This is a genomic window from Exiguobacterium sp. s75 (assembly GCF_018617145.1).
GTDB lineage: Bacteria > Bacillota > Bacilli > Exiguobacteriales > Exiguobacteriaceae > Exiguobacterium > Exiguobacterium profundum.
Genome location: NZ_JACSJQ010000002.1, coordinates 225,833 through 241,088, shown reverse-complemented (window position 1 = coordinate 241,088; position 15,256 = coordinate 225,833). Strand labels below are relative to the sequence as shown.

Here is a 15,256-nt window from a genome sequence, read left to right as displayed (position 1 = left end):
GGTTTCAAACACGTGCCATTCGCACGTGTTTTTTTCAGAAGTAAAGTACGTAAATCACAACAGCCAATACGATTCGATAAATCGCAAACGGCATCAATTTTACTTTGTTGATCAATTTCAAAAAGAATTTAATCGAAAGAAGTGCGAATAAAAATGCGCTGACGAAGCCGACGACAAACACGGGTAGCGTATCGAGCGTGAAATACGTCCACTTGCTATAGAGTGACAATGCACTCGCTCCAAACATGATTGGTACCGCCATGATGAACGTAAAATCTGCCGCTGCCCGGTGACTCATTCCGAGGAGAACCCCTCCAGAAATCGTTGAACCGGACCTTGAGAACCCTGGCCATAGCGAAAAACATTGAATCAAGCCGACACCAAGTGCTTGCTTATACGTGATGTCATCGAGCGTAGCGGTCGTCTGACGCTTCACACCGGATAAATCTGCGGCAATCATAAAGAACGCACCGACGACTAACCCAATCAACACCGTCTTGACCGAGAAGAGATGTGTATCGATGTAGTCCTCAAACAGTACACCGAGGACGCCAGCAGGCAGCAATCCGATCAAAATATGTACGAGATTGAATTGGCGTGTGGTTCCGCTTTGCCTTAGAGTGAGCAAAGACTTCGGATTCAGTAACGTTTTGAACCGGTCCCGAAAGACGACCACGACCGCTAAAATCGATCCTAATTGAATGACGATTTTAAACGTGTTCGCTACTTCCTGCCCTAAAAACTGACTCGAATTCAACCAGAGACCATCCACGAGAATCATATGACCGGTCGACGAGACCGGGGCAAATTCCGTCAATCCCTCGACGACACCTAATAAAAATCCTACAAATAATTCATACCATTCCACATTGTTTCTCCTATTGATTCATCAAGATTGTTCTCATCATACACTTCTCGACACAATCTTTCGTCCGTCTTAAGACGTAAAAACAGACATGGCTTATGACCCATGTCTGTAAAGATTAGCGGATAGTCGCATGAACGAACCAAACGACAAGCCCGATTAAGATGAACGCCAAAAATAGCGACGCTGTCGTTCCTACAATAAAGACAAACCCCAACACAAGGATACCGAGATGCCATAGCATCGAGACAGATGATTCGGTCGTCGCTCGGATATCGGAAGGCACCTGATGATGCAAGAGCCCAAAATAGAGTGGCTCCATTGCACCATACAATAGAGCTAGGAGTCCCATCACACCGATTCCAATCGGACTCGGGAACAACCCGACGATGAGAAATCCACCGCCCATTAACCAACCGAACCCGTTTAACCAACACTTGGATGACGCAAATCGTATAAGCGTCCCCGCAAAAAGTTGACCAGGTAACTGAATCAAAAGCAGGACGCTTGAAATGGCACCGAACCAATAGATTGGGATGGATACATCACGTGCATACAGTTGCCAGAACTCATCGATGAAATTGAATGCGGACACGGCTGCCAAAAATCCGATGGTGACGTTACGAATGGATGTGTGCGACCACACAAATTGAAATCCTTTCAACAAGTGCCGCCACGTCAATCGGTCTTCTCCTTCGCCATGAACGGGTTCAACGAGAAATAAGCTACACACGGTCGCCATCAATAAACTGAGAATGGAAAGTCTGTAGTTCCACTCCAATGGAAGGTACTGAGCCAACATACTGCCACTCCATGCCGCCGTCACAGCGGCCATAATCCCAATCGCGTTCAGTTTTCCAAGAACCCGTTCGAACGACGACGCTTCATGACTTTCTTGTAAGGACTCGTATAGCAGCGCATTCTCAGCCCCACTTCGAATGACCGACCCAACGGCCGAACAGCTGATGGCGACAAAAAATCCGCTGAAGGTGAACGAGTATAACAAGATCCAAAACGATAACCACTCCAAGGCTACACCTGCCTGAATCAGCCGACGCCGTGTCGTTCGGTCCGCCCACACGCCGGTCGGCACCTCGAACAAGACGATGATGAGCGCATAGATCATCTCCAAGTAGACGACTTCTTGAATGGTGATGCCTCGCGATTCCCAAAACAACCGTTCAATCACGTATGCGGGAATCAGCCCTTCAAACCAACGAATCCACCCTAACCAAACAATGTTTCGACGAACTTAACTCGGTGAACGTGCTCGTTTTTTCATTTAAATCTCCTCCTTACTTGTCTATTCCCGAATACATATAAAAACCACGAGACGAATCTCGTGGTCGACGTGTTATTTCAATAAGTTGAGCATCTCGCGATTGAATGCTGGAATATCATCCGGCTGACGGCTCGTCACGAGCTGGTTTTGGCAGACGACTACTTCTTTGTCCGCATATTTCGCTCCGGCATACTCCATGTCGACTTTGATCGATTTGTAGCCGGTCGCGTCACGACCTTCTAACGTCTTCGCCGTAATCAACAGCTGTGGTCCGTGACAGATGGCAAAGACAGGCTTTTTCGCATCCATGAAGGCTTTGGCGAACGAGACGAAACGCTCGTCCTCACGCAACAAGTCAGGTGAGAATCCGCCCGGCAAGAGAAGGGCATCAAAATCTTCTGGCGATACATCGTCAATCGATTGGTCGATGTTCACTTTCGCCTCCCCTTGTTTCCCTTCTACCGTATTACCCGCTTTCTTCTCGATCGTCACGACATCATGTCCCGCATCCACCAATGCGTCACGGGGACCCGTGAATTCTACATCTTCAAACATATCCGTAATGAGCGTTGCTACTTTTGCCATATCCTAAACACTCCCTTTGTTTGTTTTATGCACATAGGGACTGTTCCACTGGCATGAATCACTTAAACATCTCAAGTGGCATTCAACGGAATTTCGAGACGTATGGATTGTCGCGTTCAAAGAAGCGATACGGGTAGTCACGTGCCTCGCCCGTGTTCGGGATCCCGATACGGGGACCCGCCTCAATCACTACTCCTGCCTCACCCTCCGCGATGTAGAGTGGGTCTTGTTGAAAGGAATGGCCGTATAGATCCATTGTGATTCCGAGTGCTTTCGTCAACTTCCCTGGTCCGTTCGTCTGGTCATATCGCTTCACTCCGGGACGGTTCGAAGCAATCCATTCATGTCCTTGAATCGGTTCGACGGCTCGAATCAACACGGCTTCCGGTGTACCAACCGGACCACTGACCACGTTCAGGAGCGTATGTGTATGCATTTGATACGTGTATACATGCCCAGGTTGTCCGAACATGACTTCCGTTCGTTTCGTTCGACGCCCTCCGAAGCTATGCGCCGCCCGGTCGATGGCACCGAGGTAAGCCTCTGTCTCGACAATCTTCGCGATGATGTCACCTTCTGGATGTCGCCGCACCAAATATTGACCGAGTAAGGCGCGTGCCAATTCGAGTGTCGGTTGTTCATAAAATGCTAGATCGAGTCGCTTCATGGTTCCACCTCCGTTTCTCCTATTTTCTCAAAAGTCATATGTTGCACACAAAAAAGATGCCCTGCATGGCAGGACACCTCGATATTATGATGCGATTTTTAGCGATTCACGTTGCTTCCCCAATCGGACGTATCCCAAGATGATGGAGAAGACCGGGCTGAGCCAGAGGAAGAACGCAAATGGTGCGTATTCCAATACAGGCACGCCGAGTGTCGCTGCGAAGAACGCTCCGGAGACACCCCAAGGTATGAGCGGGTTGATGACGGTCCCGCCATCTTCAAGTGCCCGTGACAAGTAGCGCGGGTCGATCCCACGATCGATAAACCCTTGCTTGAACGCCTGACCCGGCAAGAGAATCGACAAGTACTGTTCTCCCGCGAGCAAGTTGACACCGATTGAACTGAGGACAACTGATAGGACCGAGCTCCCTGGTGACTTCAAACGCTCGAGCAACGATTCAACGATGGCTTGGAAGATACCGAGTTCACGTAATAAGCCACCGAACGCGAGGGCGATCAAGACGAGACTGACCGACCAGAGCATCGATTCAAGACCACCTTTATCGAGTACATTCGCAATCAATTCATTTTCGACATCTGACTTAAAGCCCGACTGCATGACACCGAGCCAGTTCGAGATGCTCCAGTTGCCTTGAACAAAACCGGCCGTCAACACACCGGCGAACATCCCAACAAGCATCGTCGGCAAGACCGGCATCCGACGGAACGCAAGCACTGCGACGAGCACAGGGGCAATCAACGTGAGCCATGAGAGGTCAAACCGTCCGCTGAGCGCGGCTTGCGCCTCTGCAATTTGTACCGTGTCGGCAGTTTGACCGCTACGTCCGAGGAACGTGAATAAAATCAACGTGATGATGAACGCTGGAATCGTCGTCCCCATCATGAAGCGAATGTGGTCGAACAGTTTGACACCCGCCACTGCCGGCGCAAAGTTCGTCGTATCCGACAACGGGCTCATCTTGTCTCCGAAGAGGGCACCCGATACGATCGCACCTGCGGCGAGCGCCGGCGAGATGCCTAGTGCCGTCCCGATTCCAAATAAGGCGACACCGACCGTTCCGACGGTTGTAAAGGCGCTTCCTGTGAAGGTCGAGACGATCATCGTGATTAATAAAACACTCGGTAAGAACCATTCAGCAGAGATTGTATTTAGACCGATGGAGAGGATCGTCGCGACCGTCCCGGACATTTGCCATACTCCGATGAGCATCCCAATCAACAACAAAATCAACACCGGCATGATCGCTTCACGAATTCCGTTGATCATCGCCGTTTCAATCTGTTTGAAGTCGCGTGAACGATAATACGCATATCCACCTACTATTACCATTGTGCCAAAAATCGCCATATGTGGCGTCGCTTTGGCCAAAAACATCAGTGCGAGCAAGGTAATCCCGCTCATCAACACGACGAATACAGCTTCTTTTCCTTTCATCTGCATCGACGTCCCCTCCTTTCGTTATATCTTCTTTATTTATTATTTCACCTAACCGCTTAAACGCTTTTATGCACAAAAGCATGTCAGCGATGTTTTTTACTATACTCGCTTCCTTTCTCCCTGTCAAACGTCTTTTATGATAAATTATATGCTTGAGGGTGACCTCCGGAGTTCGTAACCTCCTCCGACATCAAAACTAGCGAAAAGGAAGTGTGCTTCATGCAACACGAAAAAGCATTGGTCGTCTTTAGTGGTGGCCAGGATTCAACCACTTGCCTGTTTTGGGCAAAACAACAATTCTCTCATGTGGAGGCGGTGACGTTCGCATATGGTCAACGCCATGATGCGGAAATCGAAGTCGCCAAAGAAATTGCGACAGAACTCGATGTCCCACACCACATCCTCGATTTGTCCCTACTCGGACAACTCACATCGAACGCGCTCACGAGACACGATCTCGACATCGACAATGCGGACGTCCCAAACACGTTCGTCGATGGACGCAACCATCTATTCTTATCGTTTGCGGCCGTCATGGCCAAACAACTCGGTATGCATCACATCGTGACCGGTGTATGTGAAACGGACTTTTCAGGTTACCCGGATTGCCGAGACCAATTCATCAAATCACTCAATGTGACACTCAATTTAGCGATGGATTATCCATTTGTCATCGACACACCGCTCATGTGGCTCGATAAAAAAGAGACGTGGGCACTCGCCGACGAGCTCGGTGCCTTTGACTACGTCAAAGAACGCACGCTCACTTGCTACAACGGTGTCATCGGTTCAGGTTGTGGAGAATGTCCGGCGTGTAAGCTTCGTCAAAACGGACTTACAGCTTACGAGGAGGTGCGCGTATGAAACATGCTCCATTCCTCGCTCCGACCAGTGTCGAATCAAAGCAAGAAGGCTCGCTCATCTACTGTCCGCATCGCGTTCAAATCGTCAAAGAAGTGACGTTCGACGCAGCGCACCATCTCTTTGACTATGACGGCAAATGTCGTGCCCTTCATGGTCATACGTATAGGCTCCAGATGGGTGTCAGCGGCTTTCTCGACAATCGCGGCATGACGCTCGACTTCGGTGACTTGAAAAAGATCTTCAAAGAAGAGCTTGAGCCATATCTCGACCATCGCTATTTGAACGAGTCACTCCCTTATATGAATACAACTGCAGAAAACATGTGCTATTGGATTTTTGAACAGTTGGCGACACATCTGCCAAATGAACGCGACGTCCGTGTCGAATTCGTCCGTCTGTACGAAACGCCGACGTCTTACGCTGAGTTCCGCCGTGAATGGTTGGTGGAATCGTGAAAATCCCTGTTTTAGAAGTGTTCGGACCGACCTTCCAAGGAGAAGGCCGGGCCATCGGACAAAAGACGATGTTCGTCCGGACCGCCGGTTGCGATTATCGCTGTTCGTGGTGCGATTCCGCCTTTACGTGGGACGGTTCAGAAAAACCGGACATGCTGACAGCCGATGAGGTCATCGCTCGCCTGGATGCACTGGGTATGTACGATTATGTCACCATCTCGGGTGGCAATCCGCTCCTTATCGCGGCTATGGAAGACCTGGTCGAGAAGTTGAAAGAACGTGGTGTCACACTCGCTGTCGAGACGCAAGGTAGCCGCTATCAAGACTGGCTCACACAAATCGATGACGTGACCCTCAGTCCGAAACCTCCATCGTCTGGTATGAAAACGAACTGGGAGCAACTAGACGCTATCGTCGAACAGTTGCGCCCGGAGCAGACGACATTCAAAGTCGCTGTCTTTGATGAAGCGGACCTTGCCTACGCGAAAGAAGTGCAGCAGCGCTACTCACCGGACGTCATGTATTTGTCGGCTGGTAACCCGGAGCCTGGTGCAGACGGAGACATCACCGATGCCCAGCTCCGTCGTTTGAAACAACTATGGGAAGACGTCGCACGCGACCCGTCATGGCAAAGCGTCCGCGTCCTACCACAACTACACACATTACTGTACGCCAACGAACGTGGCGTCTAAGGAGAATGAACATGAGACCAGAAGACTTACAAGACCTCTCGCTCCTCGGACAGAAGAGCGTCCCATATATTTTTGAATACACACCTGACGTCCTGGAGGCGTTCCCGAATCGTCATCCGGAGAACGACTACTTCGTGAAATTCAACGCACCCGAATTTACATCGTTGTGCCCGATCACGAACCAACCGGACTTCGCAACCATCTACATCTCGTACATCCCGGATGAGAAACTCGTCGAGTCGAAATCGTTGAAGTTGTACTTGTTCAGTTTCCGTAACCACGGTGACTTCCACGAGAACTGCATCAACGTCATCGGGAAAGATCTCGTGAAATTGATGGAACCGCGCTATCTCGAAGTGTGGGGGAAATTCACACCACGTGGCGGTATCTCAATCGATCCGTACTACAACTACGGAAAGCCAGGCACAAAATATGAAAAAATGGCAGAACACCGTCTGTTCAACCATGACCTGTATCCAGAGACGGTCGACAACCGTTAATTGAAAAGTAGGCGCTCCATCTGGAGTCGCCTACTTTTTTTGATAGCGATGAATCTGTCGCTTGATCGGTTCACGGAAAACGGTCGCAACGAGCGTCAACACGAGCATGATCCCAAATGCCAAGGCGATGAGCGTCCAATCCCCACTGGCGATACTACTCCCGAGAAAATTGTTCGCAAACGCTCCGGGAATCATACCGACGACGGTCGCAAACAGATAGGCGAGTACGTTTACTTTTGCCAAACCAGAAGCATAGCTGACCAAATCGAAATTGACGAGCGGGATGAGACGTAATATGAGGACGTAAAAGAAGCCGTCTTCTTCGATTTTACGCTGAATGGCTTCGTAATTCGTTGATTCGAAGTGATGCAGGAAACGATCGCCGAAAAAAATTGCCACATAATACGCAACAAGCGCACTCAATGTCGCCCCGATGACGGTATAGATGACGCCCGGTAACATCCCAAACGCCAAGCCGCCGGCGACCGACAAGACGGACGTCGGGAACAAGATGAGCGGACGAACGGTGAACAATAAAATGTAAATGAGCGGAGCCAACCATCCGAATTGAATGATGTAGTCCCGAATATCGCCTGGGCTTACGTCAACCCACTGATAAAGGAATGTCGCCGTCCCGAACAGGAGTAGGACGAGTGCAATCATCCATTGTATCTTCCACTTCTTCATCGTCCTCCTCCTCTCTATTTGCTTTTATTCCCGTAATCGAGGATGTCATCCACCTTTTTTCAGCCATCTCGATATGGTACGGTTAGAAAAAGCAGAAGGAGGAAATCGATATGAACCTTGCAGATGCCCTAACATTGAAACAGTTGCTCCATGAGCAAATCGATACATTGACCGAAGAGATTGAGCATGTGGCGTTCATCTCGCTTCAAGCGAATGAATCCATTCCGACCATTCAGTCTCGTTCCCTTCAAGACATCGAGATGGAACTTGAACACATTCGTCTAGACTTACGTCAGCTCGACCGTCTCATTCAAGAGGCGAACGTCCAAGCCGTTGTCGAGACGCACGACGGTCCGCTTCCGCTCGTCGAGGCAATCGAACTTGCCATTCAGTTACGTGTCCAAGCACGACTTTATGAAAAATTATCGCTTCGTCCGAAGAAAGACTATGTGCATGGGGTTGCCGTGATCAAACACGCCTTATACGATCCGGAGCTGTATCGCCTGAAAGCGCGCGATATTAAGAAGCGTGCCATTCGAATCGAAAGTGCGATTCAAGCCGTCCGTTATCAGACTGACATTGAATTTGATGCATCACGATATATGTAAAAAGCGAAGGGATTCCTTCGCTTTTTACATATGGTCATGGTGATGGTGGTGGATATCATGATGACTCGATGAAGAAGAACGTCGACGTGGTGGTGCCTCATCGGCAAATTTTTCTCCGTCTAAAATCCCGAGACGCTTATATTGACGATCGACCCGCTCTTTCGTCTCTTCGCGAACAGCGTCAGACTCCATCACCAATTGATAGCATCCGAGCGCGACACGGAACGGCTCCATGCGTGTCCGTTCAATCGAGAAGGAATCGATGCCCCGTAAATAGTCTGCTAAGCGCTCAGCCGTATCGTCGGCCGGGACATCGGCGAGCTGCGAGGCGAATTGTTGTAAGTCCTTCAATGTATTTGATGTTTTAGAGTAACTTCGACTTGATTTGATGACACCAAATGCGATAAGTCCAACAATGGTGAAAAACATGAGTGGAAAGAATAAATTGATGATCGTGAAAAATGGGTCCGCCCCAAATTCTAAAGTAGACATTTCAAATTCCCCCTTTTCTTTAAGTACGTTCATTCAGTCGAATCGGTTTCATCAAAAAAACCGCGATCACACGACCGCGGCATCCATTCAACTGTTCAGTTGTTTCTCCATCATGATGCGCGGCTCGCCATCTTCTGTGTAAGCGCCCATGATGTCATATCCGCAAAGGAGGTTCAAGATGATGACCCCTTTGTTCGTATTGCGTGCTTTCGTCCGAATCGAATGGAACCCTTGCGCTTCGACCCATTCGAGTTGCGTGTCCATCAGCTTGCGACCGATGCCATGCTTTTGGAAGTCCGGATGTACGCCGCCCGCCCAGCTATAAAACCGATAAGGCTCCGCCTCATAACCAATTTTAAAGCCAACTAGCTGCTCTTCAGAGAAAGCCAGCAGCACTAACGGATTGGCGTGCCGATACAGGCGCTCTTTAAATCGCAACTGATCGAGGTCACCGTATAACGTGCGGTACAGCCGGAAGAAGTCCTCTTCAAAATCCTTAAAGTTGTTCGTCACATCTTTTACGATAAATGAACTCGTCGTACTCATCGTGCCATCCCCTTTCAGTTTCTGGACAAAGATTCCGTACGTCTGTTCATTTCGCCGTTCATTCTGAATTTCCTGTCTCCCGTTCAAAAGCTGTGACACCTTTTTGTTTATATAGTCCTAGCGTACGCTTCGGCAAACTCTTGACCATCCAGTCTTTGAAGATGCGCGCTTGATCTTCGACCGGAAGCTCGTAGCCATCCGTCACGATATGTCGTGACCGTGTCGTGACATCGTACAAGGAAATCGCCGCCGCCACGGAGATGTTCAAACTTTGTACGTATCCTTGCATCGGAATAACAAAGTTCCCGTCCGCCTTATGAAGTGCTGTTTCCGAGACACCACTATGTTCATTCCCGAATAGCAGAACGGTCGGCTTCGACACATCCACCTCTTCGAGCGGAATTGCTTCCTCACTCAATGCCGTCGCATATACTTGATAACCGTCTTCTTTTAAAGCGTCAATCGCCTCTTCGATGGAGCCATGCTCCACGACGTCCACCCAACGGTCGGCGCTCTTGGCGATAATCGAGTTCGGTTTGAACTTCGCACGCCCTTCGACGACGTGTAACGTCTGCACCCCGAACGCATCGGCCGAACGCAATACGGCAGATTGATTGTGCGGATCGTCGACACCTTCCGTCAAAATCGTGATATGGTTCGTTCGTGTATTCAATACTTCATACATCCGTTTGATTCGATCTGGCATGAGCATCTCATATAGAGGAAGATCGTCTTCCTGCAATACACCCTTCCGCAACAACTCTTCTTTTAATTCAATCTGCTCGTCTTTCGTCAAAGCAGATGTTGTCTGTCTCCAACCCATCTTTCTCGCTCCCTTCAACCTATCATATTGTAGCTAGATTCGATTCGACTGACAAGTTCGCCTCACATCTGCTATTCTCACTTCGGAAATGAAAACAAATGAAAATAGCGAAAACGGTTGCACGAATTTATGCAATCGATTACAATTATTTATGCAAGCGATTGCACTATTGGTAGACACAAAAATAGATAAAACTCCCTCATAGGAAGGAAGCGTATAGCATGAAACAATTGATCTCATTCGATTTCTGGCAGAAACTCGGTAAGGCTTTGATGGTCGTCATCGCCGTCATGCCAGCTGCCGGTTTGATGATTTCCATCGGAAAATTGATTGGAATGTCAGCCGGAGATGTCGGTATCTTATTAACAACAGCTCGTATCATTGAAGATTTAGGTTGGGGCATCATCGTCAACTTACATATCCTCTTCGCAGTCGCGATTGGTGGTTCGTGGGCAAAAGATCGTGCCGGCGGTGCATTCGCAGCACTTCTCGCCTTCATCTTGATCAACCGTGTCACAGGTGCCATCTTCGGTGTCAACAGTGACATGCTTCAAGATCCAGAAGCGACAATCGAGTCACTCTTCGGTGCGAACCTTGTCGTCGCTGATTACTTCACATCTGTACTCGGCTCACCTGCCCTCAACATGGGTGTGTTCGTCGGGATTATCGCCGGTTTCCTCGGTGGTGCACTATATAACCGTTTCTACAACTTCAACAAGTTGCCGAACGCTCTCTCGTTCTTCAACGGGAAGCGCTTCGTACCATTCGTCGTTATCCTTGGTTCAGTCGTTGCTGCCCTCGTTCTATCGATTGTATGGCCAACCATCCAAGGTGCGCTCAACAGCTTTGGTGAATGGATTGCCACATCACGTAACACGGCGCCAGTCCTCGCTCCGTTCATTTATGGTGCACTCGAACGTCTCCTCTTACCGTTCGGTTTACACCACATGCTCACAGTACCAATGAACTACACAGAGCTCGGTGGAACATACACGATTTTAACAGGTGCGACAGCTGGATCGGTCGTTGCCGGTCAAGACCCACTCTGGTTGGCATGGGTGACGGATCTCGTCAACTTGCGTGCTGCTGGTGATACGGCCGCATACAACACGCTTCTCGCTGATGTCGTTCCAGCACGCTTCAAAGTCGGTCAAGTCATCTTGTCATTCGCTGCATTGATTGGTGCCGCGTATGCGATGTACCGCAACGTCGACGCGGATAAGAAGGCACAATACAAGCCGATGTTCTTATCAGCCGGACTCGCTGTCTTCTTGACAGGTGTCACAGAACCGATTGAATTCATGTTTATGTTCGTCGCACCAGTTCTTTATGTCGTTTACGCACTCATGGCCGGTGCTGCCTTCGCATTGGCAGATATCATCGACTTACGTGTACACGCTTTCGGTGCAATCGAACTCTTGACGCGCATTCCGATGATTGTCAAAGCAGGACTTCTTCAAGACTTGATCAACTTCGTGCTCGTCTCTGTCGTGTTCTTCTTCCTCAACTTCGGTGTCTTCAACTTCTTCATTAAGAAGATGAACCTACCGACGCCAGGACGTAACGGGAACTACATGGAAGAAACGACAGAAAAATCATCCGTTACAGGTAACGAACAAGTCATGGGGATTATCGCACTTCTCGGTGGGGAAGAAAACATTGAGGATGTCGACGCATGTATGACTCGTCTTCGTGTGACCGTTAAAGACGTTACACTCGTCTCTGACGAACAAGAATGGAAGAAAAATGGCGCTATGGGTCTTATCGTGAAAGACCGTGGAGTCCAAGCCATCTATGGCCCGAAAGCCGACGTATTGAAATCAGACATTCAAGACGTCATCGGTGCATAATCTACTGGCCAACTCGCTCGAGAGTTGGCCTTTTTCTAAAGGAGGACTATCGTGAATATTTTAACGCTCAATTGTCATGCCTGGTTAGAAGACCGCCAACAAGAGAAAATCGACGCGATTGTCGAACGTATCGCAAGCGAAGAGTATGACTTCATCGCGCTTCAAGAAGTCAATCAACATAAAGAGGCCCCCCTCATCTATGGGAACATCCGTGAAAACAACTTCGCACACGTCCTCGTCGAGCGCCTGAAAGAGTTAGATCTTCACTATCACATGACATGGGACTTTGCCCATTACGGATATGACATTTACGAGGAAGGCGTCGCCATTTTGTCACGGACACCGTTTCTATCGACCGAGTCGTTCTTCGTATCCAAGACGACGGACCCTGACAATTACAAGTCCCGTAAAATTGTCAAAGCCGTGATTGAAGGTCTTGAAACGCCGACGACCGTCTACTCGTGTCACCTCGGATGGTGGCATGACGAAGAGGAGCCAGTGAAGCATCAACTCGACGAACTACTGCGTCGCGTCGAGCATGACGACCATGCGCTCCTACTCGGTGATTTCAACAACGATGCCTTCATTCGAGGCGAGGGATACGATTATTTGATGGAGAATGGGCTTCAAGACTTGTTCCATCTCGCAACGGAACGCGAAGGTGATGCGACCGTCCAAGGGAAAATCGCCGGATGGGATGAAAACAAGAAATCGCTACGCATCGACTTGATGTTGACGAATGCACCCATTCACGTCTCCCGTCATGCTGTCGTCTTCGACGGCGAAAACGGACCTGTCGTCTCCGACCACGCCGGTGTCGAAGCCACAGTGTTTTGGCGTTGATGCACCTTTTTCTTCCGACTTGGGAGAAAAGGGTTTTTCTTTTGGGGAAAATCTTGTAACGTGAGAGGAGACTGATGTCTAACTACTAATGAATGAAATAGAAAGAAGTGTTTGAACATGAAGACAAGCTCGCTCAGTCGAAGCGACTGGACTTTAGTTTTATCCCTATCCTTATTAACCTTCGTTCTCGGAACGAGTGAATTTGTCATCGTCGGCATTTTGCCTGATATCGCAAGCGGTCTATCCATTTCCATCGCGACAGCAGGAAGTCTCGTATCGGCATTCGCCATCAGCTTTGCCGTCGGCACGCCAATCACGATGTCCTTGACGAGCCATCTTCCAAAACGTAAATTGATGCTCGGCTTGACGATTCTCTTCACCGTCCTGAACTTATTAAGCAGTCTCGCTCCCATGTATGAGTGGTTACTCGTCTTGCGCATGCTGACGGCCGTCGTCACAGGTGTCTTGATCTCGCTTGCCATGCTCGTCGCCAGCGAGAGCGTCCCTCCGGCAAAACGGGGCGTGGCCGTGTCCTTTATTTTCGGTGGCTTTACAATGGCCAACGTGTTCGGGGTTCCGATCGGAACGTTCATCGGACAACAGGCAGGATGGGAGTCCACGTTCTGGTTGACGACTCTGCTCGGTGCAGTCGCCTGGATTGCCATTTATCGTGTCTTGCCGAATCAATTGTCTCAAGAAAAAGCATCACTCCGTGAACAAATGGCACTCCTGACGAATCCACGTATCTTGATCGCCTTCTTAATTCCGGCGTTCGGTTTCGGGGCGACGTATGTCGTATATACGTATCTCGTACCGATTTTAAAAGATGTACTCGGTGTACCGGTCGCTTGGGTCAGTCCGATTTTATTCGCCTACGGATTCATCTCGATCTTCAGTAATATCGCTGCCGGAAAGATCGCCAGTCACAATCCGATCGGACGCTTACGGTTCGTCTTTCTCGTCCAGGCATTCGTCCTGGCCGCGTTATTCGTGACGACGTCGAATGTGACGCTCGGTCTCCTCAATATCGCCCTCATGTCGTTCATGGCGATTTTATTGACGACATCGACTCAGATTTATTTGATCGATTTGGCGGAGAAGTTCAATCCGAACGCCAAAGGTCTCGCCTCATCACTTATGCCTGTGGCGAGTAACGTCGGAATCGGACTTGGTTCCGCTCTTGGTGGTGTCGTCTACGCGACGAGCCCTATCATGACGCTCGCGCTCGTCGGTGGTTTGGTCGCCCTCGTCACAGCCGGGTTGACCGCAGTCAGTTATTCACTCGATCAACGCTAAAACGTGCACACCTCGATGAAGGTGCGCACGTTTTTTATAACCATTCGAGAATCGCCGATAGGACTTCGTCGAGTTGTTCTTTCGATGTGAGCGGACTTTCCTGATCGCCTTTTTGTGGACCATACATTCCGAAGTTGGCATGATTCCCGCCTTCGATTTGTACGAATTGACTATCGGCAGGTAGGTCGCTTCGACTCGCCTCGATGTCTTCCGGGACAGCCAATCCATCCAACTCACCCGAGATGGATAGCACGCGTAAGTCACTATCGACCATCGAGCTGATCGGATATGATGCGAGGAAAATGACACCTTCTACCGACTCTTGATGCTCAAGCGCGTAACCCGACGCCGCCGAACCTCCGAGTGAATGACCGGCTACGATCCAGCGTTCAATCTCCGGATGTGCCTCGATGATTGGATCGGCTGCGTCGATATCTAAAATGCCTAAGTTGAGTCGAAGCGACGGAATGGCGACGAAATACCCTTCCTCGGCTAAACGTGTTCCATAATACGCATACGCCTCTTTCTCCACTTTCGCCCCTGGATAAAGAATGATTCCGACCTCACTCGTCGGATCTCCAAACTCGAGACGGTTGTCGACCACTTTCCCCTCTTCGGCATACCGTGTCGCTTCATCGGTCGGTTCGTACGTGAACTGCGTCCAAATTAAAAAGCCTGCTACCGCGATGATTAGCAATCCTACGATTGAGAGTGCGGTCCACTTGAAGAATTTCTTCATTATA

18 protein-coding genes are annotated in these 15,256 nt (G+C 49.5%); 8 read left to right on the top strand and 10 right to left on the bottom strand.

What is annotated here, in order from left to right; all coding sequences use genetic code 11:
- Window positions 1-34 precede the first annotated feature (34 nt).
- The 5 genes from KNO68_RS10620 to nhaC form a co-directional block, all read right to left on the bottom strand.
- Window positions 35-868 (bottom strand): undecaprenyl-diphosphate phosphatase, encoded by an 834-nt coding sequence (locus tag KNO68_RS10620; RefSeq protein WP_214685121.1) that lies wholly within the window; start codon window positions 866-868, stop codon window positions 35-37.
- Window positions 869-983: 115 nt separating this feature from the next.
- Window positions 984-2,042 (bottom strand): MFS transporter, encoded by a 1,059-nt coding sequence (locus KNO68_RS10615; protein ID WP_251029737.1) that lies wholly within the window; start codon window positions 2,040-2,042, stop codon window positions 984-986.
- 177 nt (window positions 2,043-2,219) lie between these two features.
- Window positions 2,220-2,732, bottom strand: a complete 513-nt coding sequence (locus KNO68_RS10610; RefSeq protein WP_015880479.1) for a type 1 glutamine amidotransferase domain-containing protein — start codon at window positions 2,730-2,732, stop codon at window positions 2,220-2,222.
- 82 nt (window positions 2,733-2,814) lie between these two features.
- The gene (locus KNO68_RS10605; RefSeq protein WP_078146117.1) at window positions 2,815-3,399 is read right to left on the bottom strand and encodes a DNA-3-methyladenine glycosylase; all 585 of its coding nucleotides are present in this window, start codon (window positions 3,397-3,399) and stop codon (window positions 2,815-2,817) included.
- Window positions 3,400-3,483: 84 nt separating this feature from the next.
- A complete protein-coding gene (gene nhaC / locus KNO68_RS10600; RefSeq protein ID WP_215112470.1) occupies window positions 3,484-4,860 on the bottom strand; it encodes a Na+/H+ antiporter NhaC in 1,377 nt (458 codons plus the stop codon).
- Window positions 4,861-5,076: 216 nt separating this feature from the next.
- Between nhaC and queC the strand changes: the two genes are divergently transcribed.
- From queC to queF, 4 genes are read left to right on the top strand one after another with little or no spacing between them, the layout of a single operon-like run.
- Entirely contained in the window at window positions 5,077-5,721 is a 645-nt protein-coding gene (queC, locus tag KNO68_RS10595; protein ID WP_159563339.1) for a 7-cyano-7-deazaguanine synthase QueC, read from the top strand.
- Window positions 5,718-6,176: a 6-carboxytetrahydropterin synthase QueD gene (queD, locus tag KNO68_RS10590; protein ID WP_214688888.1), complete on the top strand. Its 459-nt coding sequence runs from the start codon at window positions 5,718-5,720 to the stop codon at window positions 6,174-6,176. Before queC ends, queD begins: the two co-directional genes overlap by 4 nt.
- On the top strand, window positions 6,158-6,868 hold the full coding sequence (queE, locus tag KNO68_RS10585) for a 7-carboxy-7-deazaguanine synthase QueE (RefSeq protein WP_215112469.1): 711 nt from the start codon (window positions 6,158-6,160) through the stop codon (window positions 6,866-6,868). The genes queD and queE overlap by 19 nt, the downstream gene beginning before the upstream one ends.
- An 11-nt stretch (window positions 6,869-6,879) precedes the next feature.
- Window positions 6,880-7,368, top strand: a complete 489-nt coding sequence (queF, locus tag KNO68_RS10580; RefSeq protein WP_015880473.1) for a preQ(1) synthase — start codon at window positions 6,880-6,882, stop codon at window positions 7,366-7,368.
- Between the two features lie 30 nt (window positions 7,369-7,398).
- On the opposite strand, the gene KNO68_RS10575 is transcribed toward queF, so the two are convergent.
- On the bottom strand, window positions 7,399-8,055 hold the full coding sequence (locus tag KNO68_RS10575) for a TVP38/TMEM64 family protein (RefSeq protein ID WP_078146111.1): 657 nt from the start codon (window positions 8,053-8,055) through the stop codon (window positions 7,399-7,401).
- 110 nt (window positions 8,056-8,165) lie between these two features.
- Between KNO68_RS10575 and KNO68_RS10570 the strand changes: the two genes are divergently transcribed.
- Window positions 8,166-8,663 (top strand): hypothetical protein, encoded by a 498-nt coding sequence (locus KNO68_RS10570; RefSeq protein WP_159563336.1) that lies wholly within the window; start codon window positions 8,166-8,168, stop codon window positions 8,661-8,663.
- A 24-nt stretch (window positions 8,664-8,687) separates the two neighbouring features.
- On the opposite strand, the gene KNO68_RS10565 is transcribed toward KNO68_RS10570, so the two are convergent.
- The 3 genes from KNO68_RS10565 to KNO68_RS10555 all read right to left on the bottom strand — a co-directional run bounded on the left by KNO68_RS10565 (window position 8,688) and on the right by KNO68_RS10555 (window position 10,524).
- On the bottom strand, window positions 8,688-9,155 hold the full coding sequence (locus KNO68_RS10565) for a hypothetical protein (RefSeq protein ID WP_215112468.1): 468 nt from the start codon (window positions 9,153-9,155) through the stop codon (window positions 8,688-8,690).
- An 87-nt stretch (window positions 9,156-9,242) separates the two neighbouring features.
- Entirely contained in the window at window positions 9,243-9,788 is a 546-nt protein-coding gene (locus tag KNO68_RS10560; protein ID WP_015880469.1) for a GNAT family N-acetyltransferase, read from the bottom strand.
- On the bottom strand, window positions 9,760-10,524 hold the full coding sequence (locus KNO68_RS10555; protein ID WP_214685110.1) for a TrmH family RNA methyltransferase: 765 nt from the start codon (window positions 10,522-10,524) through the stop codon (window positions 9,760-9,762). Before KNO68_RS10555 ends, KNO68_RS10560 begins: the two co-directional genes overlap by 29 nt.
- Window positions 10,525-10,745: 221 nt before the next feature.
- On the opposite strand from KNO68_RS10555, the gene KNO68_RS10550 reads away from it, so the two are divergent.
- From KNO68_RS10550 to KNO68_RS10540, 3 genes are all read left to right on the top strand, one after another.
- Window positions 10,746-12,374, top strand: a complete 1,629-nt coding sequence (locus KNO68_RS10550) for a PTS transporter subunit IIBC (protein WP_078146107.1) — start codon at window positions 10,746-10,748, stop codon at window positions 12,372-12,374.
- 51 nt (window positions 12,375-12,425) lie between these two features.
- Window positions 12,426-13,217: an endonuclease/exonuclease/phosphatase family protein gene (locus KNO68_RS10545; protein ID WP_214685106.1), complete on the top strand. Its 792-nt coding sequence runs from the start codon at window positions 12,426-12,428 to the stop codon at window positions 13,215-13,217.
- A 117-nt stretch (window positions 13,218-13,334) separates the two neighbouring features.
- Window positions 13,335-14,513 (top strand): MFS transporter, encoded by a 1,179-nt coding sequence (locus KNO68_RS10540; RefSeq protein ID WP_015880465.1) that lies wholly within the window; start codon window positions 13,335-13,337, stop codon window positions 14,511-14,513.
- 34 nt (window positions 14,514-14,547) lie between these two features.
- On the opposite strand, the gene KNO68_RS10535 is transcribed toward KNO68_RS10540, so the two are convergent.
- The gene (locus KNO68_RS10535) at window positions 14,548-15,252 is read right to left on the bottom strand and encodes an alpha/beta hydrolase (RefSeq protein ID WP_078146105.1); all 705 of its coding nucleotides are present in this window, start codon (window positions 15,250-15,252) and stop codon (window positions 14,548-14,550) included.
- Between the last annotated feature and the right edge of the window lie 4 nt (window positions 15,253-15,256).